Source organism: Yimella radicis (assembly GCF_054778255.1).
In genome coordinates this window covers 1-23,530 of the sequence record NZ_BAAGZR010000007.1, presented here as the reverse complement: position 1 = coordinate 23,530, position 23,530 = coordinate 1, and the positions used below count along the sequence as shown (strand labels likewise).

Sequence of the window (23,530 nt, the reverse complement as noted above, 5' to 3'; positions counted from 1 at the left end):
ACGTCAACCCATTTCAAGCTCGGTGAGCAACCAGCGTCCGTCGCATCCGCTGAGCCGCATCGCGACAGCGCGGACACGACCGCGGTCGTAGACGACCGCACTCACCTCGGCGATTCCGTCAACGGCATCACACACGCGCACGCGTAGTACGCGACTCGGGCGTCCCGGCCGTGCGCCGCGACGAACCGCGGTCGCGTACGCACGGCGGACCCGTTCGCGCAGTTCGAGGGTCAGACAGCGCTCGATCTGCGACGGTGGACGGACCCCGCTCATCACCTCGAGCAGGCCGTGCACCAGCCGCGTACCCCACGCCGTCGGGTCGGGCAGGTCACCGGTACTGGAGTGCTGCGGACCGAACTCGACGTCGTGCCGTCCCGACCGGAAATCGACGGCGAGCGATGACTGGTCCAACGAGACCGACTGCAGATGGCGGCGCGGTCGGGCGGCCGGCAGCAGGCTCGGCGCCGGCCGGGAGTGGACCGGCGTGGGTACGTGGACGGGTGCGACGCTCATCGGGAACTCCCCTGTCTGGCAGTGAAATCGGTATCGGTGGGCGGGTGAAGGATCTGGCCCGCGAGCAGTAGGTCCGGGTTGTCGCCGATGACCGTTCGGTTGGCCTCGTGCCAGGCAGGAACAGCCCGCGCGATCTGCGCGGCGGACGCGTCAGGGCCGAGAGCTCGTCCGACGATCGCCCAGAGTGTGTCGCCCCGGTGCACGACGACCGAGTGATCGTTCGCGGCACCGGGCATCACGAGCGCGCTCCGGTTGGCCGGGTCGACCGCCTTCGGTGCGGTCGGCAGCCATCCGGGGTCCGGTGCCGGGTCGTCGGACATTGCACTCGGAGCCGCCCGGAAGTCGGGGGTCGGCAAAGGAGAACCGTTCGTGGACAACGCAGTTGCCGGGGACGTGGCGACTGCGTCCGGGCCCGTCGGTGATGCCGACGCCGGTACTCCTGAGAAGGACACCGTCCATCCGGCGATCGCGATGAGCGCCGTGGCAACGAGGCGGGTGGCGCCGTCGACGCGCATCCTCGGACGGGCGATCTCGGTCCGCGCCACGAGCGCGACGGCGCCTGCCCACGCGCACGTGATGGCCAGCGCGGTCAGCAGCGCGGTCGACCACAGGGAATCGAAGGACACGAACGGTTCGCGACCCTGCTGCAGGAGTGTCAGCACGCACCAGGACGACGCGGAAGCTGCGACAGCGGCGAGCAGGAGTGCGAGAGCTCGTGCTCTCCTGAGGGTGGACTCATCGATCATAAGATGACAATAAACGTAAGAAAACGTCATCAACAGTCTTCACGCGTAAGATGTGAGTAAAGTTCTGCGCGGGTACTCTCCGGGCATGCGGTGGGACCACTTGTTCGATGACCTCGAAGCACAGTTCGCGCAGCGCGAACGCCAGGAAGTTCTGGCCCAGGTACCCGATCGCACCCGCCATGAGCGGGCTCAGGTCTCGTGGTTCGACCGGGTGGCGGCGGGAGTCGGCACGAAGATCGTCCTGTCGACGGTGGCCGGTCCGGTCGAGGGAGAACTCACCGACCTGGGCCGCGACTGGGTGGTCGTCGAGGAGCCGGGCCGTTCGAGTGCGATCGTTCCGGCGACGGCGATCGTCAGCATCGGCGGACTGGGCCGCCGCAGTGATCAGGCGCCTTCGGTGACCCGCCGGTTCGGGCTCGGTGTCGCCCTGCGCGGAATCTCCCGAGACCGTTCAGCGGTGGCTGTCCACGACACGGCCGGATCGGTGTGGGTGGGCACGATCGACTTCGTCGGAAGTGACCACGTCGAGGTGGTGCTGCACCCAGCGGATGCGGTGCGCCGAGGCGGCGCGGTGACCGGCCGCCGGGTTCTGCCATGGGCGGCGATCGCGGTCATCCGGCGGATCGGCTGATCACTCGGTCACGGTGCCCGACTCGACCTTCGAGCGGGTGTCGGCGTACGCCCGTTGGATGTAGGCCTCGAGTTGATCGGCTTCGATACGCCACGACTTGCCCACCTTGATCGCCGGTAGATCCCCTGAACTGATCAGGCCGTACACGGCTCGCGCTGAGATGTTCAATGTCTCCGCGACATCCGAGATCTGCAGAAAGCGGGCAGGCACCGAGGCGTCCTTTCCGGTCGGCCGAAGTGGTGGTCATCGGGCTGAGCACGTGCTGTGGCCATTGTGGCGCATCGCAGGTTTGAACAAGTTTTTACCTGTGAACAACTCGCCTTGGCGTGGATCCGAACGCAAGATGAAGCGGATAACACGTATCGACGGGAGAACGACCGATGGGCGACACCCACACCACGACGTCTCGCATGACGCCTCGCGCGACGTCGCAGTCGGCTGCCGACGGGCGTCCGGCCCAACGCCTGCAGAAACCGTCGTGGAAGGACGGTCGCCTCATCGCCGGGGTGCTGCTGGTGATCCTGGCGATGCTCGCGGGCGCGCTGACCCTCAAGCAGTTCGACTCGTCCGTCGAGGTGCTCCGTGCGAAGCGGACGCTCCTGCCGGGCGACTCCGTGGCGGCATCCGATCTCGAGGTGGTCAAGGTGCGGATCGACAACGGGCGAGAAGGTTACTTCGGCACCGGCAAGAAGCCGACAGGCACCGTGCTGCGGGAGGTCCGCGAAGGGGAACTGGTGCCGACGAGCGCCATCGGGTCGGCCGGCGAGGTGAACGCGAAGAGCATCGGTCTGCCGGTCGCCGGCTCGCAGGCGGCCGCACTGGTGCGCGGCTCGGTCGTCGACGTGTGGGTCGCGCGACGCACGCCGGGTTCGACCGGTACCAACGACTTCCAGCGTCCGACCAAAGAGGTACAACGGGCGACCGTGCATCGTGTGCCCACGTCAGGATCGGGTCTCGGAGTGTCGTCCGGCGGGGACCAGGTCTACGTCCTGGTGCCCGATGCGAAGGTCGCCACGATCATCGAATCGGTGAACGGTGGTGCGAAGGTCACGCTGATCCCCGCCGCGGGTTCACCGATGAAGGGCAACTGATGGCGATCGCGGTCATCACCGGGGTCAGTGCGCACGCCGAGGCGGAGATCGCTGCGGTGCTCGGCGCGGCGAACGGGGTGGATCTGGTCCGACGCTGTGCTGATCTCGCTGAGGTGCTCGCCGTCGCTGCCGCCGGTCGTGCGGAGGTGGCGCTGGTCTCGGCGGACCTGCCCGGTCTCGATCTGTCGTCCGTACGCGAACTACGCGACCAGGGCGTACGTGTCATCGGCGTGTTCGCCGACGAGTCGCAGGAGCGCACACTGCGTGAGTGGGGTGTCAGCTGGCTGATCGGTGATCGAGCTGCCCAGGACGAACTCCTCGAGCAGGTGCACGCGGCGGCGACGACCGACGTACCGCGTGTGGTAGCCCTGCCCGAGGAGGATGCCGGTTCTCCGGCACCCAACGAGCAGGACGAGGACGGCAAGGTCATCGCGGTATGGGGCACCGGGGGCGCACCCGGACGTTCGGTCGTCGCAGCCAACCTCGCCGTCGAATTCGCGTCTGCCGGAGAACCCACGATGCTGATCGACGCCGACACCTATGGTGCGTGCCAGGCCCAACTGTTCGGCGTGCTGGATGAAGCACCGGGCGTCGCCGCTGCGACACGGCTGGCTGAAGCCGGACGCCTCGACACCGTCTCGCTCGCCGGGCTGGCGCCGATGGTGGGGGAGAGGTTGCGCATCCTGACCGGCCTGCCGCGCCCGGACCGTTGGCCGGAAGTTCGTTCTGCTGCACTGCAATCGGTACTGGAAACCTCGAAACGGATGCATCGATGGACCATCGTCGACATTGCGGCACCGACCGATCTGGACGAGGAGTTGAGCTTCGACACCGTTGCGCCGCAACGGAACATGGCCACTCGTGCAGTGCTCGACAACGCGGACGAGGTGTTGGTCGTGGCTGCCGGTGACCCGATCGGAATCGGCAGGCTCGTGCGCGCGATCGACGAGGTCAAGGAACTCACCGTCGCTCGGTCGACGGTGGTGGTCACCAAGGTTCGCGCATCGGCCGCCGGTCGCAACCCGCGTCAGGAGATCGAGCACGCGCTGCAGCGGTTCGCCGGCGTCGAACCGGTGTTGATCCCGGACGACCGCGACGCGTTGGACGCTGCGCTGCTCGCCGGCAGGGCACTTGCCGAAACCGCCCCGTCGTCGCCGGCGGCAGCAGCGATCCGCGCACTCGCGCACGAACGGATGGGTCTGGCGCAGGGCCGTCCCGCGCGCCGGGGAAGAGGTCTGCGTAAGCGAGCGGGCTGACCACCAGGGATGAGAACATAGCCGCGTGGCTGATCGACTGACCTCACTCGACGCGTCCTTCCTGTACCTGGAGGACGCCACCACGCCTATGCACGTCGGTTCGGTGATGGTGTTCGACCCGCCGGCGGAGGGGTTCGAGTACGACAACATCATCGACCTTGTCAGCAACCGCATCGCCTTCGTGCCGCGGTACCGCCAGCGGGTTCGGCACACCCCCGGACGCATCAGCAACCCGGTCTGGGTCGACGACCGGGACTTCGACATCACGTATCACGTACGTCGCTCCGCGCTGCCGAAACCGGGCAACACCGCCCAGTTGGAGGAGTTCGTCGGACGTATCCAGTCGCGCGCGCTGGATCGGGATCGTCCGCTGTGGGAGCTGTACCTCGTCGAAGGGCTTGAGCGCGGACGCTTCGCGATCGTCACCAAGACCCACCAGGCACTCGTCGACGGTGTGAACGCGATCGACATCGGCCAGGTGATCGTCGACTCCGACGCGGGCCGCGAGGACCAGATCCCGCACACCTGGCGGGCGCGTCCGGAGCCGTCGGCGATCGAACTCGTCGCCGACAGCATCTTCTCGATGCTGCGCAGCCCGGGGCGAGTGATCCGCGAGGGAGTCGAGGTACTGACCAACGTTCACACTCTGGGTCGGCGAGTCGCGGGCACGGCAACCGATCTGTTGGGTGTGCTGGCCCGGAGCACCGCGATGCGGGCGCCGAGCAGCCCGCTCAATGCGCAGGTCAGTGGGTACCGGCGGTATGTGATGCTGGAAAGCAAGCTCGCCGATTACCAGAAGGTGCGTACCCGCATCACGGCCGACAGCTCCAATGAGCACGTCACCGTCCATGACGTCGTGCTTGCTGCGGTCGCGGGCGGTCTGCGGGCGTGGCTGATGTCGCGTGGGCAGGCAGTCGACAGCGGTGCGACGATCCGCGCAATGGTGCCGGTGAGCACGCACTCCGTCGACGACGACCCGGACCAGGACCAGGTGACCGCATGCTTCATCGACCTCCCCGTCGGGGAGCCGAATGCACGGATGCGACTGCACCAGGTCGCGTACGCGATGCAACAGCAGGTTGATTCGCGCACCGCCGTCGGAGCGCGGTCGCTGTCGGGCCTGTCCGGGTTCGCGCCGCCCACCCTGCACTCTCTCGGGGCTCGCCTCGGTGGTGTGATGTCCCGCCGGATGTTCAACCTGGTCATCACCAACGTCCCCGGGCCGCAGCACGAGCTGTACGCCGCGGACGCCGAGATGATCGGTTCCTATCCGGTGATCCCGATCGCCAAAGGTCAGGCGCTCGCCATCGGTCTCACGTCGTACAACGGCAAGGTGTTCTTCGGCCTCACCGCAGACCGCGACTCGATGCCTGACGTCGAGATGCTCGGCCAATGTGTCGAGGAAGCACTTGCCGAACTCGTGTCCGAGAGCTGAGGAGGCACCCGTGACCACCATGCGCCGGATCTACCTTCCGCTGACCACCGAGCAACTCCTCGCGCTGCGCGACGGACGTGAACTCACCGACGAGCGATTCGACGCATTCGCGGTGACGGACGCAGCTCGTGCCGGACGCCCTGGTGTCGACGACGACGAGGTGCACGAGTACGCCGCGAGCCAGGACGCCGCGCTGGCCGCGATCGCGCTCGGGGCGCAGGTCGTCGCCGCTGCTGACGTCGCCGAAGGCTCGGTGACGGACGGTAATGCCGACGCGAAGGTGGTCGCCTGTGGACCGTTGCCGCTCAAGCGGTTTGCCAGCTTTCACCTGATCGATGGCGACGCGGCCGCCGAGCATCCGGACCAGGACATCGAACTGTCCTGGTTCGACGCCACGGAGTTGGGACTGCTTCTCGACGTGATCGACAACCAGTGACCGAACCATAGAAAGCGATTGGTTTCCTGCTGGCCACGATCGGCATGGCAGGGAACCGGCAAGGGTCTCGAGGCCGCCGTCGCCGCGTGGGCGAAGACCAGCCCTGATCCGTGGACCCGGTGGCGTGAGGACTGGCAGGTCGCCTGGGACGGTGCCGACCAGTCGGCGCAACGGCAGTCCAGGATGTCGAGCCCTGGGTGCCGCCGCCGAGGAGGACCGGGTCGGACGAATCGGTATTCGCGGGCGAGTGATTCAACGCGATGGTTGCCGCGATGGCACCCACTGCGACGACGCCCACAACTGAGGCACCCGCCCGCCTGGAGACCTTCGGTCTTTTCCTCGTTACCAGAGCGTAGGTCTCCGAGCGCTGAACAGGACGGCAGATCGTCTGAATCGCCGATCAGCAAAGAGTCCGTGCAGGGTTTGTACTGCCGTGGAATGGCCCGCTGCACACTGTTCAGGCGGCGTTGACGCCCTTGTGGTGGTGCCAGGTCACGGTGTGGTCGGTGACGGTGGCGGTGAGGTGGTCGCGGTGCACGATGCGGTGGTGGGTGGTGCACAGCAGGGCTGAGTTCGCGAGGGACGTTTCACCGCCGGCCCACCAGGGGGTCACGTGGTGCACTTCGCACATGACGGGTGGTCGGTCACATCCGTCGTAGGTGCAGTGTTTGTCGCGTTGGATCACGGTTCTTCGGAGTTCTTTGTCGACCAGCCGGACCTTGCGTCCGACGTTCAACGGTTGGGACTTGGACCCGAGGACCATCGGGATGATCTCCGCATCGCAGGCGAGTTGTCGGATCGTGTCGGGGGTGACACCTACCCCGGTGTCGGTGACCCCGAGTCCGGCGAGGGCTTTGGCGAACACGTCGTAGTCGATGGTGACAACCAGCCGGGCCGAACCGAACGTCTTGATGCTGCCGTCACCGTCGATCCCTTGGGCGCCCATGGCGATCAGCGTGAGTAGCGCGTCTGCGCGTCGTTTCCCCGGGGGCCGGGTGTCCGGTTCACCCGTCTTCGCAGCACCCTCGTTGTGGCGGTGGTTCGGCTCGTCACAGCAATCGGTGACCGGCGCCGGGGCGGACAACGCACCGATGGCGTGTTTCACGATCTCCGCGTGATCGGGTGACAGGTCCGCGATCAGGCGGACCATGCCCTCGGGCAGGTTCATCCACGTCAACGATTCGTGTGCCCGGACCGCGTCTTCCGTCTCGTCCAACACCTCATCACCGAACATCGCGATGATTCGTTTGGTCAGTTCGTGGACGGCTTTGGCGCCGGAGCCTGGTTCGAGGCCGAGGAACCAGGAGAACACCTCACCCCGGTCCGCCGTGGGGAGCACCGCTTTGATCTTGTCGATGTTGTCCAACGCGGTCTTGGCGATGGTGGTGTTCACCGATCCGGTGCAGACCGCGTCCGCCAACACCTGGTTCAACGGGGACCGGCACGCGTCGGCGAGTTTGCTGATCCGGGCCGCGTGCGCCGGCTCGATGCCCGACCGAAACGGCGACGGCTCCAACTCGACGGGTTCACCGGTGGCGCTGGCAGGGTCACCGGCCGGCGCGGACTCAGGCACCAGTGGACCCGCCACGGACAAAGTCCCCGCGCCCAACAACCCGGGCACGGGTTCACCGGTCGACAACCGTTGCACCCACTGGGACGCGTTCGCGGCGGTGGACCGGTCGATGACACCCCGTCCGATCGCGTCCGTGGTCAGCGCGACCAACGAGGCTTCGGCCTGCTGCATCATCACCACCAACGACTGCGCAGTGGCCGTGAGTTCGACATCGGTCAGGTTCGACGACACCTTCCCGAGGCGTCGCACCGACGCCAACGCGTCGGTCGCGGTGGCAACGCATTCGGCTGCTTCACCGGGGTAGGAGGTGGTCTCGAACATGTCTTCATCGTACAGGTGTTCGAACCCGTGCGAAAGCCTTTCCACACCCCGATTTCGTTCGCTGACAACGAAATTCGCTACCGACGGGTATCCACAGCCCTGGTGACAGTGACGAGTTGTCCACACGGATGAGCCGGAGACTTGACGCGGGTAAGGGCTGGTGCTTGACGAGTTCGTTGCCCGGCCTACGAGGGGAATGGACGCTGGTGATCGAGCAGGCCGACTTCTCCGGGCCATGGCGTTCACGCGTAACCGGACAGTTCGACGTCGAAAGACTGCGGGCGCCGAGCGTCTGAGACGATGGCCGGACGAACGTCCGCAGCTTTGCCGGACACTTCCGAGCACGACAAGGAGCCACCCTTCATGGACGCAGTGACCACTCCGCCCGCACCGGTCAACGAACCGGTCCTCGATTACGCACCCGGAAGTCCGGAGCGCGCCTCGCTCGAACTCGCCCTCGTGCAGATCGGCGGCGAGCAGGTCGACCTGCCCCACACCATCGGTGGCAAGCGAGTCATGGGCGGGGGCAGGGCCATTGCCGTACGTCAGCCGCACGCCCACAAGAAGGTGCTCGGCACCCTCAAGAACGCGACCGTGGCCGACGCGGAGGCGGCGGTGCAGGCGGCCAAGGACGCCGCTCCGGGCTGGCGTGAACTGAGCTTCGACGACCGCGCAGCGATCCTGCTCAAGGCCGCCGACCTGCTAGCCGGCCCGTACCGCTCCCGCATGAATGCAGCGACCATGCTCGGGCAGAGCAAGACCTGCTACCAGGCCGAGATCGACGCCGCCTGCGAACTGATCGACTTCTGGCGTTTCAACGTCCACTTCGCCCGACAGATCCTCGCCGAGCAGCCGCCGGCCAACGCGCGCGGCGTGTGGAACCGCACCGACCACCGTCCGCTCGAGGGCTTCGTCTACGCGATCACGCCGTTCAACTTCACCGCGATCGCCGGCAACCTGCCGACCGCTCCTGCGTTGATGGGCAACACGGTCGTCTGGAAGCCGAGCCCGACGCAGAACCGCGCCGCGCAGCTGACGATGGAACTGCTCGAAGAGGCCGGCATGCCCCCGGGTGTGATCAACCTGGTCACCGGCGACGGACTCAACCTGAGCAAGGTCGCACTGGCCGACCGCGACCTCGCAGGTATCCACTTCACCGGATCCACCCCGACCTTCCAGCACCTGTGGAGCCAGGTCGGTGCCAACCTGTCCGACTACCGCACCTACCCGCGCCTGGTGGGGGAGACCGGCGGCAAGGACTTCATTTTGGCCCACCCGTCCGCCGACCCGGACGTGTTGCGGACCGCGATGATCCGTGGCGCTTTCGAGTACCAGGGCCAGAAGTGCTCGGCCGCCAGCCGCGCGTACGTGCCGGCGAGCCTGTGGAAGAAGATCAAGGCCGACCTCGTCTCGATCACCGACTCGCTCACCCAGGGTGATGTCACCGACTTCTCCAACTTCATGGGTGCGGTCATCGACGAGCGTGCGTTCGCCAAGCACAAGGACGCCATCGACATGGCACATGCGCACAAGGACATCGAGGTGCTGGCCGGCGGCACCTACGACGACTCGGTCGGCTACTTCGTGCGCCCGACCGTGCTGGAGATCGGCGACGCCGACAACGAGATGTTCTCCACCGAGTACTTCGGTCCGATCCTCGCGGTGCACGTCTACCCCGACCGCCAGTTCGACAAGGTGCTCGACCAAATGGAGTCGGTCGCGCCGTACGCGCTCACCGGTTCGATCATCGCCACCGACCGGGTGGTCATCGCGGACGCCACCCGTCGCCTGCGGTTCGCTGCCGGCAACTTCTACATCAACGACAAGCCGACCGGCGCCGTCGTCGGCCAGCAGCCGTTCGGCGGGGGCCGTGCATCGGGCACCAACGACAAGGCCGGCTCACCCGCGAATCTGATGCGCTGGACGAGCCCGCGCTCCATCAAGGAGACCTTCGTGCCGCCGACCTCCTACGAGTACCCGCACATGGGCTGACCTGCAGCACAACATGCGCAGTCCTGGGCCCGGAGGTTCGGCGGGCACACCCGATCACTGCACCTGCAGGGGACTTTCGCCTTCCGGGTGAACACCACCGAAGCCAGCGTGGTGCTCAACTCCAACTGACAACAACGCGAGTCGGTCTGGGAAACAACGTGATTCCCAGACCGATCTGTCTACGCTCAGTTGCCGGCGAGGTATTCGGTGCCGATGCGTTCTTCCTGCTCGAGTGCGTGGATGAAGGACGGTGCGGCGGCTTTTTCGATCTTGCCGCCGATGATCGGGATGCCGCCCTTGAGGTCTCCGTCGACGTCCAGTCGGGTCTGTGTGTCCGACACCGGGGTCAACGTCACCGTGCCCTTCATCGACGCCGGCGTGCCCTTCACGTCGACCGCCAGGTCGGCGACCCGCGAACCGTCGTCGCCGGCGAGACCCCAGGTCTGGGTCTCGACCACCGTGATGGTGTTGCCGACCATCGCCCTGATGTTTTCGGGAAACGCATCGGTGGGCAGCACCCGGGCAACGGTGATGAGGTGTCCGCCATCGGCGGTCTGGGCGAGTTCGACCGTGCCGCCGTCGGTGCTGGTCGCCTCCGATTTGCGTCGCTGATAGGCCTCGTCGGTCACCATCGCGTACACGTCGGCCACGGGGGCGGGGTAGGTCCAGGAACGCTTGATCTTCATGCGCGCAGCGTATCGAGCACCCTGCGGTGCAGGACGCGTTCGGCGACACTCAGTCGCGCCTGTCGGGTGTCGGCTGCTCCACCGCCCCCCGGCAGTAGTTCGCGTACCTGCGCCACGTGATCCTGCAGCACCTCGGCGAGCCCGCGCAGCACATCGGTCAACTCCTGTCCGGTGGCGCGCGACGCCTCGCCGGGTACCTCGTCCACGACAGTCTGCAGCGTTGCGGCACAACGGCGCAGGTCGTACGCGGCCGACGCCAGCGCGGCCGGATCGACACTCGAACCTGCGCGCGGACGGAAGGGTCCGGTGGGTGCCAAGCCGTCACTCAGACGCAGTTGCACGGCCGACCCGCCGACCAGCCAGTCGTGCCACGCCAGCAGCGCTTCGGCGACATGTTCGATGGCCTGCCCGATCGTCGCCGTGGCTGTGTCGGTGGCGGTCTCGACCCGCACCGACAACAGCTGTGGAACCGTCGCCGCGAGTCTGCGAAGGGCGTCGTCGCGGACCTGGGTCGAGGAAGGCATGCGGGCCAGGCTAACCCGCCCAACCTGACCGTGGCGTACTTCACAGGGGCGATACAGTCGAAGGGCGGCACACAACGACGTGCGCCGCCACGCTACGCACCCATGAGGTTTGTTGGCTTTGTCTGCTGACTTGTCCGGTCACCACCGGCAGGAAGTCCTGCGCGAGAGCGCTTCGCACGACTGCGGCGACGGGGGGTGCACCGACCCGCTCACCGAGCGTTACTTCCGGCACGTCGCCGACGAGGACATCAACGCTTTGGGATCCGCGAATCTCCACGGCTTGCTGCACGCGCATCAACAACTGGCCAAGCAGCGTCCGCCGGGTCGAGCCAACATCCAGGTGTTGCACCCCAACAAGGACGCCGACGGCTGGAGCTCGTCGTACGCGGTCCTGCAGATCGTCACCGACGACATGCCGTTCCTGGTCGATTCGGTCACCGCGGCGCTCGCTCGTCTGGGCCGCCGCGTCCACCTGCTGATCCACCCTCAGCTCTGGGTGGAGCGGGACGCCTCCGGCGAGCTGCGCGAGATCCTCGACACCGATGACCAGCCCCAGCACCGTTCGGGCGCGGCCGATCCCATCGCCGAGTCGTGGATGAACCTGCAGATCGATCTGGCCGCCGACGAGTCCGGCGACGCCGACCTGGTCGCTGTTCTCCACGAGGTGCTCGACGACGTCCGCGACGCCGTCACCGACTGGGAACGCATGCGCGCACAGTGCGATGTCATCATCCGCGACCTGGAGGCCGACCCGCCGAGTTCGGTCGGCAAGGACATCGTGGAGCGCACCCAAGGTTTCCTGCGGTGGCTCGCCGACGAACACTTCACCTTCCTCGGTTACCGCGAGTACGTGTTGGACGAGGTCGACGGCGAGGACGTCCTGCGCGGCGTCGCCGGTAGCGGCCTCGGTCTGTTGCGCTACGACGCCCCGGCGTCCGAGGCGTTCTCGCGCCTCACCCCGCACGCGCGACGCACTGCCCGCGACCCGCACCTGTTGACGGTCACCAAGGCGAACTCCCGCTCCACGGTGCACCGGCCTGTCTACCTCGACTACATCGGCCTGCGCACCTTCGACGCTGCCGGCAATGTCATCGGTGAGCGCCGCTTTCTCGGGCTGTTCTCCTCCAGCGCCTATGTCGAGTCGGTGCGTCGCGTGCCGATCCTGCGCGAGCGGGTGGCTGCGGTCGTGACCAACTCCGGGTACGCCCCCGACAGCCACTCCGGCAAGGACCTCATGCAGGTGCTGGAGACCTACCCGCGTGACGAGTTGTTCCAGATCCGCACCGAGGAACTGAAGTCCATCGCGAGCCAGGTCATGCGCGTCCAGGAGCGACGCACCCCGGCGGTGCTGCGCCGCGACGACGAGTTCGGCCGGTTCACCAGCGTCGTCGTCTACATCCCGCGCGACCGGTACAACACCCGTGTACGGCTGGCGATGTCGAACATCCTCAAGCGCACCTTCGACGCCACGGCGATCGACTACACGACCCACGTGACCGACGCCGAGATGGCACGCATCCATTTCGTCGTCCGTGTCGATCCCGGCACCGGCGTGCCGCAGGTCGATGACGAGGCACTGCGCGAGGAACTGCTGCGCTCCACCCAGACGTGGTCCGAGCAGCTCGGAATGCATGCCCGCGACGAAGACGGTGAGGACGCGTCCGCGCGGGTGATGTCGTTGTACGCCGATGCTTTTCCCGAGGCGTACAAGGAGGACTTCGGTCCGCGTCAGGGCGTCGCCGACCTGCGCCACATCGAGTCGCTGAAGGACGGTGACGACACCAGTCTGACGCTCTACCGTGACCCGTCCGGTGACGCGCGGGAGCGCCGGTTCAAGTTGTTCCGCCGCAACGGGGTGCTGCTGTCGGACGTCATGCCGATCTTCACCGACCTCGGCGTCCGGGTCACCGACGAGCGTCCGTACTCGATGAACCGCGCCGACGGCGAACTCATCCACATCTACGACTTCGGCCTACGCGCCGACGACGCGGACGTGTGGGGCACCGATGCCGAACTCGCTCAGGTGCGCAAGCGCTTCCAGGACGCGTTCGCGGCGGTGTGGAACAAGCACAGCGAGTCCGACGGGCTCAATGCGCTTGTATTGCAAGGTGGTTTGACTGCCCGGCAGGTGGCGGTGCTTCGTGCGATCGCCCGTTACATGCGCCAGGTCGGCCTGCCGTTCAGCCAGGAGTACGTCGAGCAGGCGTTGGTCACCAACGTCGAACTCACCCGCGATCTCATCGCGCTGTTCGACGCCCGGTTCGACCCGACCGCCGAGCAGGACCGTGAAGCCGCTCAGGCCGAGGTGAACGAGCGCATCGACGCCGGGCTCACCCAGGTCGCCAGCCTCGACCAGGACCGCATCCTGCGTTCCTTCCGCGGAGCGATCATGGCGATCCTGCGCACCAACGCCTTCCAGGACGGCGGACACCGTCCGGTGATCAGCTTCAAGATCGACTGTGCGTCGGTACCCGGCATGCCGCACCCGCGGCCGATGTTCGAGATCTGGGTCTACAGTCCGCGCGTCGAAGGCGTGCACCTGCGCTTCGGCAAGGTCGCCCGCGGTGGTCTGCGCTGGAGCGACCGGCGCGAGGACTTCCGCACCGAGGTGCTCGGGCTGGTCAAGGCGCAGATGGTCAAGAACGCGGTCATCGTCCCGACCGGTTCCAAGGGCGGCTTCTACGCCAAGCAGTTGCCGAGCCCGAGCGACCGCGATGCGTGGATGGCCGAGGGCATCGAGTCCTACAGACTGTTCATCGGCGGGCTGCTCGATCTGACCGACAACCTCCTCGACGGTGAGGTGGTGCCCCCGCAGGACGTCGTCCGTCACGACCCGGGTGACACCTACCTCGTGGTGGCGGCCGACAAGGGCACCGCATCCTTCTCCGACATCGCCAACGGCGTCGCGCAGGAGCGTGGGTTCTGGCTGGACGACGCGTTCGCGTCCGGTGGCTCGGCGGGCTACGACCACAAAGGCATGGGCATCACCGCCCGAGGCGCGTGGGAGTCTGTCAAGCGGCACTTCCGCGAGATGGGCCACGACACGCAGACGCAGGACTTCACGGTCGTCGGCGTCGGCGACATGAGCGGCGACGTGTTCGGCAACGGCATGCTCCTGTCGGAGCACATCCGGTTGGTGGCCGCGTTCGACCACCGGCACATCTTCCTCGACCCCGACCCGGACGCTGCGACCTCGTACGCCGAGCGCCGTCGGTTGTTCGACCTGCCGCGTTCGTCGTGGGAGGACTACGGCAGCTCGCTGATCAGCGCGGGTGGAGGGGTGTACCCGCGAACGGCCAAGTCGATCCCGCTGACCGACGAGGTGCGCGAGCGCCTCGGCATCGACGAGGGCATCACCGAGATGGCGCCGTCCGACCTGATGAACGCCATCCTCAAGGCGCCTGTCGACCTGTTCTGGAACGGCGGCATCGGCACGTACATCAAGGCGAGTACCGAGTCGAACTCCAGGATCGGCGACCGTGCGAACGACGCGATCCGGGTCGACGGACAGCAGATGCGCGTCAAGGTCATCGGTGAGGGGGGCAACCTCGGCGCCAGCCAGCTCGGACGCATCGAGGCCGCGCGAAACGGCGTCCGCGTCAATACCGACGCGATCGACAACTCCGCCGGCGTCGACACCTCCGACCACGAGGTCAACATCAAGATCCTGCTGACCGACCTGGTCAAGCGTGGTCAGTTCGATCTCGACGAGCGCAACGAGATCCTGTCCTCGATGACCGACGAGGTCGCTCACCAGGTGCTGCGTGACAACTACGAGCAGAACACTCTGCTCGGCAACGCGCGCGCCCAGACGGGTGTGATGGTCACCGTCCACCAGCGTCTGATCAAGTGGCTCGAGGCACGCAAGGAACTCGACCGCGGCCTGGAGTTCCTGCCGAGCGATGAGGAGATCGAGCGCCGTCTCGAGGACGAGGGTGGTTTGACCTCGCCGGAGTTCTCGGTGCTGGTCGCCTACGCCAAGCTCGCGCTGAAGAACGACCTCACCGGCAGCGACCTCACCGACGACCCCTGGTTCACCCGGACCCTCGGCGAGTACTTCCCGCAGCGGGTCCGCGACAGCTTCGCGGACGCTCTCGCGCAGCACCCGCTACGTCGCGAGATCGTCATCAACTCCGTCGTCAACTCGATGATCAACCGGGGCGGCATCACGTTCGCGTTCCGGGTGATGGAGGAGACGCAGGCCTCGGCCCCACAGATTGCTCGGGCGTACGTCGTGGCCCGCGAGGTCTTCGACCTGACCGGCTTCGTGGCCCAGGTGGAGGCGCTGGACAACATCGCCTCGACCGATGCCCAGACGACGCTGTACCTGGAGTTCCGCCGGTTGCTCGACCGTGCGGTGCGCTGGTTGCTCAACAACCGGCCGACGGCGCTCGATGTCGGCAGCGAGATCGACCGGTTCTCGGCCGACGTGACCACGCTCGCGCCGAAGGTGCCCGATCTGTTGCGCGGTACCGAGCGCAAGCGGTGGGAGAGCAACAAGGCGTCGTTGGTGGACCAGGGCATTCCGGACGAACTCGCCGGCCGTGCTGCCGCGCTGCTCGACCTGTTCTCGGTGCTCGACATCACCGAACTCGCGGTCAACAGCGACCACGACATCGAGACGGTTGCCGGTGCGTACTTTGCGGTGTCCGAGCGGGTAGGGATCGACACCATGCTCGGTGCGGTCTCGGCACTGCCGCGCGACGACCGCTGGGACTCCTTGGCTCGTGGCGCGATCCGCGACGACCTGTACCTGGTGCTGGAGTCGTTCACCGCGGCTGTCCTGGCCGGCACGCCGGACTCGGCGGCTCCGGCCGACCGTGTCGCGAGCTGGCTGGAGCAGAACCCCGACTCGGTCGGTAGGGCCCTCGCCTCGCTGGACGCGATCAAGACGCTGCCGCACCCGGGGCTCGCCCCATTGTCGGTAGCGCTGCGGACGTTGCGCGGGGCGATCCGTAGCGGCACCGCCAGCTGAGCCGATCACGTCACCGGGCCCGGGAACGCCGTCGCGTCCCGGGGCTCGGCCGTAACGGGGTCATCCACCGCATAGGCTCCCGCCGTGCCCACATTGAGCGACGTGCTGAGCCGGCACGAGGTGACCGCGGCCGATTCGGACTGGCTGCACCGCCTCGTCGGTGACTGGCAGCTGATCGCAGACCTGTCGTTCGCCGATCTGGTCCTCTGGGTGCAGTCGCAGGCGGGGGAGTGGTTCGCCGCGGCGCATGCCCGTCCGACCACCGGCGTCAGCGTCTTCACCGAGGACCTCGTCGGTCAGCCGGTGGCGGTGCCTCGCGCCCGGATGGTCCAGGCCGCACGGGATCAGCAGGAGATCGTCCGAGCCGGACAGACCGTCTGGCGCGACGACATGCCGATCCGCGAGGAGGCGATCCCGGTGGTCCGCTACGGACGTGTGGTCGCGGTGCTCACCCGGCACACCAATCTCGCCTCGATGCGCACGCCGAGCCGACTCGAGGTCACCTACCTGGCGACCGCCGACGCGCTCGCCCGGATGATCGCTGCCGGTACCTTTCCGCAACACGAGCCGGCCACCCACGTCCGGCGCGGCACCCCGCGGGTGGGCGACGGGGTGCTGCGCCTGGACGTCGACGGCCTGGTCACCTACGCCAGCCCGAATGCGGTGTCTGCGGTGCACCGCCTCGGGTACGAAGCCGATGTCATCGGGATGCCGCTGGCCTCGGCCGTCTACGACCTGCTGCCCGCGCGTTCACCGGCCGACGAGGACCTCACCCAGGTGCTGCGCGGACGCGTCGCGCACCGCGGTGAGGTACGCATCCGGTCGGCGAGCGTGATGGTTCGTTCCATTCCGTTGCAGGAGAACGGTCGTCGCATCGGTGCCGTGCTTCTTGTGCGCGATGTGAGTGAGCTGCGTCGTCGTGAGCGTGAACTCGCCACCAAGGACGTCACGATACGCGAGATCCATCACCGGGTGAAGAACAATCTGCAGACCGTCGCCGCTGTGCTTCGACTCCAGGCACGGCGGGTCGACGATCCGGCCGGCCGCGCAGCCTTGGACGACGCGGTCCGTCGGGTGGCGACGATCGCCTCGGTGCACGAGACGCTCTCGTCCCGGCTGGACGACCACCTGGATTTCGACGAGGTCGCGCAGCGCGGAGTGCAGGCAGCCCTCGACCTGGGCAACCGCTCGGGCGTGCGGGTCAGCGGCGCGATCGACGGCAGCTTCGGGACGCTGTGTTCCGAGGACGCGACCTCGATCGCGATGGTGCTCGCCGAACTCGTCCAGAACGCCGTCGAGCACGGCCTCGCGCAGCAGGACGGTCACGTGCAGGTGACAGTGCGTCGGGAGCAGAGTCGTGACGGCGACCTGTTGCGGGTGGAGGTGGCCGACGACGGTGCCGGGTTACCGGACGATTTCGCGCCGGGCAGCGGCGGACTCGGGGTGCAGATCGTCCGGTCGCTGGTCGCCGACCTGAGCGGCGACATCGACTGGGAACGGACAGAAAACGGCACCGCCGTGAAGTTCACGGCGGTGCTGCGGGATATCCCGGTGGAGCGTTGACTTCGGCGGACTCAGCCTGCGCGTTCAGCCGGTACGTTCAACCGGCACGTTCAACCGGCGCGGCGGGCGCGTGCATTGCGCCGCTTCATGGCGCGTCGTTCGTCCTCCGACAGTCCACCCCAGACGCCGGCGTCCTGCCCGCTCTCGATGGCCCACTTCAGACAAGTGTCGATGACCTCGCAGCGTCGACAGACAGCCTTGGCGTCCTCGATCTGCTGCAAGGCAGGGCCCGTGTTCCCGATGGGGAAGAAAAGCTCCGGGTCCTCTTCCAGGCATGCAGCGCGGTCGCGCCAATCCATAGTCGTCCTGCTCCTTGAGTAGATGTTCCCGGTGCCGGGCCATGCGTCGTGCGCGTGAACCGACGGGGCACCCATCGTTCGTCGGTTCGTTTCGAGTGGCTACGCTGTGGTTGGGCGTGCCGACTGTCAAGGCTCACAGATGCTGCCTGTGTTGCACAAGGGGTTTGACCGAATCTTTTCTTTTCGAAGGTGAGTCCTTGGTCACACCACGCCCCCGACCTGCCCCGAAACTCGCGCTTTTCAGCGTTTCGCCTGTTCTGTCCGTGCCCCGGAGGAAGGATCCCGTATGTCCGATCAGACATCTTCACCGCTGCGCGAGGCGACCGCGGGAGTGACCACCCCATGGCGGGTGGCCGCCGCCCTCATGGTCGTGCAGGCAGTGGCTCTGTTCGCGGTGGGAATCTGGTCGGGGTTCGACGGCGTCTCAGCGCGTTCGTGGTCGTTCGCTGCAACGCTGGTGGTGCTCGCCGGATGTGTCGCCTCGCTCGCCTGGCTGCTGAACGCGGGACGGTCCGCGGCGCGCACGCCGACGCTGCTGTGGAACGCGCTGCTCCTGCCGATCGGCTTCACGGTCGGTGACGGCGGCGCTCCATGGGCCGGATGGCTGATCATCGCGGTCGCCGTCCTCACCTTCCTCGCCACCGTTCTGGCGCGCCCGCACGAAGTCGCCGCACGCGACGGCCAGGACTGATCCACCGGATCCAGGCGCCCGCCTCGTAGGGTTCAGTCATGCGAAGGTTCTGGGCCGTGTTGGCCGTACTCCTCTGGTCGGCAGCGGTTGTGTTCTTACCCGTCTCGAGCGCGAGAGCGGCAGGTGGGGAACGGATCCTGTCGTTCACCGCCGACTACGACGTGCAGCCGAATGGCTCGGCCGAGGTGACAGAGACGATCAGGTACCAGTTCGCCGGCGACCAGTCGCATGGCATCAAGCGATCGATCATCACCTCGCAGGGCTACGACCCCGAGCCCGACAAGTACCGCGTCTACCCGATGACCGACGTCCGGGTGAGCAGCCCGACCGGCGCACCGGACGATGTCGACCTGTCCGACTTCGGTGCGATGACCGTCATCCGGGTCGGATCCGCCGACGAGACGGTCCGTGGCACCCACACCTACATCGTGAAGTACAAACTCGGTTCCGTCGTCAACAAGCAACCCGACGGGACCGTCGAACTCTATTGGAACGCAACAGGATCCCAGACCGGAGTGCCCACCGACGAGGTGCGGATCTCGGTCACCGGCCCGGCCGCCGTCACGAACGCGGTGTGTTACTACGGCGTCACGAAGACGTCCGACAAGTGTGAATCGTCCGCCGGGCAGAAGGCCACGTTCAGCGCCTCGTCCCTCCAGCCGTTTCAGCAGGTGACGATCGGAGCAGCGTTCCCTGCGGCGCCTTTCACCAGCACCGCACCCGACCTCGAACAAGGCACGGTCGACGACTCCAAGGGCGGCGCTGAAGACTCGTCGCTGACCCCGCAGCAGCAGGACACGCTGCGAGCGGTGGGTTCCGGTGCTGCGGTGGGTCTGCCGGCCCTGGCTGCGGCGGTCATGGGTCTGGCCGTCTGGAAGCGGGGCCGCGACGAGCGCTATGCCGCTGTTGCGCCCGGGCTCGAACCGGCGGACGGCCAGGACGACTCGGTGGTCCGGGGCGGGCGTCGCACCGTGGTGGTGCAGTTCCAGCCGCCGGCCGGTGTGCGCCCTGGACTCATGGGCACGGTGATCGATGGAGAAGCCGGCACCGTCGACGTCTCGGCCACGGTGGTCGACCTCGCGGTGCGCGGCTTCTTACGGATGGAGGAGGTCGAGCGCGGCGGTCTGTTCGCCAAGAACGACTGGCAGCTCACCCTTCTCGACCCGCCGGACGGCGAACAACTGCTGCCGTACGAGGAGACCTTGCTCGATGGGCTCTTTCAACTGGGTTCGCCGGTCCTGCTGTCGCAACTGCGTAACCACTTCAAGTCCACGTTGACCAAGGCGCAGAGCCAGATGTACACCGAGGTCGTGCAGCGCGGCTGGTTCCGGCGGTCACCGGAGGCGGTTCGCACCGGTTTCCAGATGGGCGGCATGGCCCTCATCGGGGCGGCGTTCTTCGGATTCTTCCTGCTCCCGGGCATCAGCGCAGCCGCCATCGGCCTGCCGATCGGGCTGGCGATCGCAGGCGTCATCGTCATGTTGATGGGCCGCAAGATGGCATCGCGTACCGCTCGCGGCTCGGCGGTCACCGATCAGTCGCTCGGGTTCCGCGAGTACCTCGTCACCGCCGAGGCGCAGCAGATCAAGTTCGACGAGGCGGAGCAGATCTTCAGCCGGTACATGCCGTACGCCGTCGTCTTCGGTATCGCCCAGCAGTGGGCCGACAAGTTCGCCCAGGTGGCGCGAGCGGCCGAAGCCGCGGGCCGGCCGCTGGTCATGCCGATGTGGTACATCCCGCTGGGCGGCGGTTTCGGTGACTTCGGCAGCATCGCCGGCGGGATCGACGACTTCGGCACCGTCTCGGCCGGCACCTTCGTGTCCACCCCCGGATCCTCGGGTGGATCGGCGTTCGGTGGTGGAGGCTTTTCCGGAGGTGGCGGGTTCTCCGGCGGCGGTGGGGGCGGTGGGGGCACCGGAAGCTGGTGATCCCGATGCACCCGACGGGAATTGGTTCGCGTCCGGCGCCGTTACACCGTTAGGCTGGCCAAGCCTTACAACTCCACAGCGTGACGTGCCCGCCGGTGCCACCCCTGAATCTTCAGGTGTGCCACCACACGAACTCGGGGGTGATCGGTTTCGACGTTGATCGCCGACGAGGGAGAAGCGGGTCGAGGAGGCACGGTTATCTCGTAAACGCTCCGTGCAAAACCAATAGGTGCCAACAACAAGCGCACCGACTTCGCCCTCGCCGCCTGAGCGAGCCTCGAAGTCCGTCAGCCTGAGTTAGTTCTCGCCTCAGTGTCTGGCGTCAGCTAGAGAACTTGCTGCGTCGTCATGTCGAGGGACGACGCGGGACTCTTACTCGACTGGGCCTGTCAGGGAACGTGTGCGCGCGAGCCCTGGGGCCGAGAAAATCCACAGCGCACTGCACCCGGAGAAGTCCCTTCTCGCGGTGAGCGGACGCGGGTTCGATTCCCGCCACCTCCACCACCACCGAATGGGCACGTCACGCTGTGGAGTCGGCCCAGTCCCAACTCACTTGCACCTGTTCGGCGACCTCGATCTCGCCGGGTGCGAACGAGCCCACCTTGGCCATCGCCATGGTCTGCCCCCTATATGTTTCCGGGCCGTCCGCGGGCATCACCGTGGTCACCGAACGCACCTCACCCAGGCTTCGTCCGGACCTCTGAGCGAGGGCTCGTGCTTGCTCGACGGCGTCGTCGTACGCGGCGGCGCGAGCGGCCGCAGCAGCCGTCGACGTGTCGTGCGCGAACACCTCGACGCCCTCCACACGGAACGCGTCACCCAGCTGTGCGCCGAGCGTCTCGAGCAGCTCTCCGGCCTGTTCGACGTTCTCTGCGACTGCTGAAAAGCGTTGTNCTGCTGAAAAGCGTTGTCGTGCAACGTATCCCACGACCATCTGGCGCTCGCCCCACTGGGCGTCGACCGAGAGTCCGGTGGTCTGGATGGACCGCTCGGCGATGCCGGCTCCGCGCAGGCCGGCACGCAACGTCCGGGCGTTCTCCGAGGACCGGGTGAGTGCTTCGGCGGCACCGGCCGCGGACTGCTCGACAGCGATCCGGAGGCGGACGCGGTCGGCCGCGGTGCTCACGGTGGACGACCCGATGACGGTGATTCCGCTCTGTGTCTGCCGCATGAACCCACCCTGACACGTGACCCCGTCCGCACGGCAGGCGTGGACACGGTAAGAAAGGAGTCATGACTGCGATGCCTTCCGTCTCCAACTCGATCACCGTCCGACTCGAGGTGCCCGGCCGGGCCACCGCGATCAGTGAGTTGACCGGCGCGATCGAGCGCACGGGCGGCCTCATCACCGGCCTCGACATCACCTCGTCCGACGCCGAGAGCATCAAGATCGACGTCACCGTCGCCGCGCGCGACGGCGACCACGCGAACGAGATCGTCGAGGCCATGCGTACCGTCGCAGGCGTCGTCGTCCACAAGGTCAGCGACCGCACCTTCCTGGCGCACCTGGGCGGCAAGATCGAGATCAAGTCCAAGCACCCGATCCGCAACCGTGACGACCTGTCGATGGTCTACACCCCGGGCGTCGCACGCGTCTGCATGGCGATCCACGACAACCCCGAGGACGCCCGCCGCCTGACCATCAAGCGCAACACGATCGCGGTGGTCACCGACGGCACCGCAGTCCTCGGGCTCGGCGACATCGGCCCGCTCGCGGCCATGCCGGTCATGGAAGGAAAGGCGGCGCTGTTCAAACGGTTCGCCGACATCGACGCGTTCCCGATCTGCCTCGACACCAAGGACACCGAGGAGATCATCGCCACGGTGAAGGCCATCGCGCCGGTCTTCGCGGGGATCAACCTCGAGGACATCTCCGCCCCGCGCTGCTTCGACATCGAGCGCCGCCTGCGCGACGAACTCGACATTCCGGTCTTCCACGACGACCAGCACGGCACCGCGATCGTCGTGCTCGCCGCGCTGCGCAATGCGCTGCGCGTGGTCGGCAAGGAGCTCAAGGACGTCAAGGTCGTTCAGTCCGGAGCCGGCGCGGCCGGTACGGCGATCACCCGACTGCTGCTCGCCGCCGGCGCCACCCACGTCGTGGTGTCCGACATCAAGGGGGTCGTCTCCCGCGACCGTGAGGACATCGTCGAGGGCAAGGACCCGTTCCTGCGCTGGGTCGCCGACCACACCAACCCCGACGGCATCTCGGGCACGCTGCGCGACTCGCTGCGCGACGCGGACGTGTTCATCGGGGTCTCCGGGCCCAACATCCTCACCGGTGACGACATCGCGACCATGAGCGAGGACGCGATCGTCTTCGCGCTCGCCAACCCGATGCCCGAGGTCGATCCGACCGCCGCCGCTCAGCACGCGACCGTGGTGGCGACCGGCCGCAGCGACTTCGCGAACCAGATCAACAATGTCTTGGTGTTCCCGGGTGTGTTCCGCGGCCTGCTCGACGCGGTAGCGGACGGCATCGACGACAACATCATGCTGGCTGCGGCCGAAGCGCTCGCCGACGTCGTCAGCCCCGACGAACTCAACCCGGCCTACATCATCCCGTCGGTGTTCCAGCCCGACATCTCGATGGTCGTGGCCCGCGCCGTCGAGAAGGCTGCCCGCGCCGAACTCGAAGGGGACCGGCACAGCACCAAGCAGGACGAGCCGTTCGAGGACTGACCGACGTTCGGGCGAAGTAGCGCGAAATGCACGAGGGAACTGCGTAGGCGCAGTTCCCTCGTGTGTGATGTCTCGTGACTTCTGGGTGTCCCGGATGTCATGACATTCGGGACACCCGAGTGTCGTGACATCCGGGACACTCATCAGGCATGGCTGATGAGATCTCGCGTGTTGTTCGTGATGCTGTG

General features: G+C 67.0%; 19 protein-coding genes and 1 other RNA gene. 12 read left to right on the top strand and 8 right to left on the bottom strand.

Going from position 1 to position 23,530, the window contains the following annotated elements; genetic code table 11:
- Positions 1 to 3: 3 nt before the first annotated feature.
- On the bottom strand, positions 4 to 513 hold the full coding sequence (locus ACYU8W_RS04705; RefSeq protein ID WP_499467053.1) for an Rv3235 family protein: 510 nt from the start codon (positions 511 to 513) through the stop codon (positions 4 to 6).
- Positions 510 to 1,259, bottom strand: coding sequence for a LysM peptidoglycan-binding domain-containing protein (locus ACYU8W_RS04700; RefSeq protein WP_499467051.1), 750 nt, complete (start codon positions 1,257 to 1,259; stop codon positions 510 to 512). The genes ACYU8W_RS04705 and ACYU8W_RS04700 overlap by 4 nt, the downstream gene beginning before the upstream one ends.
- A gap of 85 nt (positions 1,260 to 1,344) precedes the next feature.
- Between ACYU8W_RS04700 and ACYU8W_RS04695 the strand changes: the two genes are divergently transcribed.
- Positions 1,345 to 1,890: a hypothetical protein gene (locus ACYU8W_RS04695; protein ID WP_129625758.1), complete on the top strand. Its 546-nt coding sequence runs from the start codon at positions 1,345 to 1,347 to the stop codon at positions 1,888 to 1,890.
- Here ACYU8W_RS04695 and ACYU8W_RS04690 read toward each other — a convergent pair whose 3' ends face one another.
- A complete protein-coding gene (locus tag ACYU8W_RS04690; protein WP_129625757.1) occupies positions 1,891 to 2,100 on the bottom strand; it encodes a helix-turn-helix domain-containing protein in 210 nt (69 codons plus the stop codon).
- A 170-nt stretch (positions 2,101 to 2,270) separates the two neighbouring features.
- On the opposite strand from ACYU8W_RS04690, the gene ACYU8W_RS04685 reads away from it, so the two are divergent.
- Genes ACYU8W_RS04685 through ACYU8W_RS04670 form a run of 4 tightly spaced genes read left to right on the top strand, consistent with a single transcriptional unit; the run spans position 2,271 to position 6,108 of the window.
- Positions 2,271 to 2,981, top strand: coding sequence for a CpaB family protein (locus ACYU8W_RS04685; protein WP_499467048.1), 711 nt, complete (start codon positions 2,271 to 2,273; stop codon positions 2,979 to 2,981).
- A complete protein-coding gene (locus ACYU8W_RS04680) occupies positions 2,981 to 4,237 on the top strand; it encodes a CpaE/TadZ family protein (RefSeq protein WP_499467046.1) in 1,257 nt (418 codons plus the stop codon). Before ACYU8W_RS04685 ends, ACYU8W_RS04680 begins: the two co-directional genes overlap by 1 nt.
- Positions 4,238 to 4,262: 25 nt before the next feature.
- Positions 4,263 to 5,672, top strand: a complete 1,410-nt coding sequence (locus tag ACYU8W_RS04675) for a WS/DGAT/MGAT family O-acyltransferase (RefSeq protein WP_499467044.1) — start codon at positions 4,263 to 4,265, stop codon at positions 5,670 to 5,672.
- A 19-nt stretch (positions 5,673 to 5,691) separates the two neighbouring features.
- On the top strand, positions 5,692 to 6,108 hold the full coding sequence (locus ACYU8W_RS04670) for a DUF6912 family protein (protein ID WP_499467481.1): 417 nt from the start codon (positions 5,692 to 5,694) through the stop codon (positions 6,106 to 6,108).
- 457 nt (positions 6,109 to 6,565) lie between these two features.
- On the opposite strand, the gene ACYU8W_RS04665 is transcribed toward ACYU8W_RS04670, so the two are convergent.
- Positions 6,566 to 8,002 (bottom strand): HNH endonuclease, encoded by a 1,437-nt coding sequence (locus ACYU8W_RS04665; RefSeq protein ID WP_499467042.1) that lies wholly within the window; start codon positions 8,000 to 8,002, stop codon positions 6,566 to 6,568.
- A 363-nt stretch (positions 8,003 to 8,365) separates the two neighbouring features.
- Between ACYU8W_RS04665 and pruA the strand changes: the two genes are divergently transcribed.
- Positions 8,366 to 9,994 (top strand): L-glutamate gamma-semialdehyde dehydrogenase, encoded by a 1,629-nt coding sequence (gene pruA / locus ACYU8W_RS04660; protein WP_499467040.1) that lies wholly within the window; start codon positions 8,366 to 8,368, stop codon positions 9,992 to 9,994.
- Positions 9,995 to 10,179: 185 nt separating this feature from the next.
- Here pruA and ACYU8W_RS04655 read toward each other — a convergent pair whose 3' ends face one another.
- Positions 10,180 to 10,680, bottom strand: a complete 501-nt coding sequence (locus ACYU8W_RS04655; protein ID WP_141929003.1) for a DUF2505 domain-containing protein — start codon at positions 10,678 to 10,680, stop codon at positions 10,180 to 10,182.
- Entirely contained in the window at positions 10,677 to 11,204 is a 528-nt protein-coding gene (locus ACYU8W_RS04650) for a hypothetical protein (protein ID WP_499467038.1), read from the bottom strand. The genes ACYU8W_RS04655 and ACYU8W_RS04650 overlap by 4 nt, the downstream gene beginning before the upstream one ends.
- 118 nt (positions 11,205 to 11,322) lie before the next feature.
- Between ACYU8W_RS04650 and ACYU8W_RS04645 the strand changes: the two genes are divergently transcribed.
- On the top strand, positions 11,323 to 16,179 hold the full coding sequence (locus tag ACYU8W_RS04645) for an NAD-glutamate dehydrogenase (RefSeq protein WP_499467036.1): 4,857 nt from the start codon (positions 11,323 to 11,325) through the stop codon (positions 16,177 to 16,179).
- A gap of 84 nt (positions 16,180 to 16,263) precedes the next feature.
- Positions 16,264 to 17,742 carry a sensor histidine kinase gene (locus ACYU8W_RS04640; protein WP_499467034.1) on the top strand — a complete coding sequence of 493 codons (1,479 nt, stop codon included), beginning with the start codon at positions 16,264 to 16,266 and terminating at the stop codon, positions 17,740 to 17,742.
- 50 nt (positions 17,743 to 17,792) lie between these two features.
- On the opposite strand, the gene ACYU8W_RS04635 is transcribed toward ACYU8W_RS04640, so the two are convergent.
- Positions 17,793 to 18,041 carry a WhiB family transcriptional regulator gene (locus ACYU8W_RS04635; RefSeq protein WP_115922524.1) on the bottom strand — a complete coding sequence of 83 codons (249 nt, stop codon included), beginning with the start codon at positions 18,039 to 18,041 and terminating at the stop codon, positions 17,793 to 17,795.
- Positions 18,042 to 18,327: 286 nt separating this feature from the next.
- On the opposite strand from ACYU8W_RS04635, the gene ACYU8W_RS04630 reads away from it, so the two are divergent.
- The 3 genes from ACYU8W_RS04630 (at position 18,328) to ssrA (ending at position 21,164) form a co-directional block, all read left to right on the top strand.
- Positions 18,328 to 18,732 (top strand): hypothetical protein, encoded by a 405-nt coding sequence (locus ACYU8W_RS04630; protein WP_499467032.1) that lies wholly within the window; start codon positions 18,328 to 18,330, stop codon positions 18,730 to 18,732.
- Positions 18,733 to 18,788: 56 nt separating this feature from the next.
- Positions 18,789 to 20,660 (top strand): DUF2207 domain-containing protein, encoded by a 1,872-nt coding sequence (locus tag ACYU8W_RS04625; protein WP_499467031.1) that lies wholly within the window; start codon positions 18,789 to 18,791, stop codon positions 20,658 to 20,660.
- 136 nt (positions 20,661 to 20,796) lie between these two features.
- Positions 20,797 to 21,164, top strand: a transfer-messenger RNA (tmRNA) gene (gene ssrA, locus ACYU8W_RS04620).
- A 16-nt stretch (positions 21,165 to 21,180) separates the two neighbouring features.
- Here ssrA and ACYU8W_RS04615 read toward each other — a convergent pair.
- On the bottom strand, positions 21,181 to 21,831 hold the full coding sequence (locus ACYU8W_RS04615; RefSeq protein ID WP_499467029.1) for an SIMPL domain-containing protein: 651 nt from the start codon (positions 21,829 to 21,831) through the stop codon (positions 21,181 to 21,183).
- A gap of 62 nt (positions 21,832 to 21,893) precedes the next feature.
- Here ACYU8W_RS04615 and ACYU8W_RS04610 point away from each other — a divergent pair, with 62 nt between their 5' ends.
- On the top strand, positions 21,894 to 23,342 hold the full coding sequence (locus ACYU8W_RS04610; protein ID WP_499467027.1) for an NAD-dependent malic enzyme: 1,449 nt from the start codon (positions 21,894 to 21,896) through the stop codon (positions 23,340 to 23,342).
- The last annotated feature ends 188 nt before the right edge of the window (positions 23,343 to 23,530 follow it).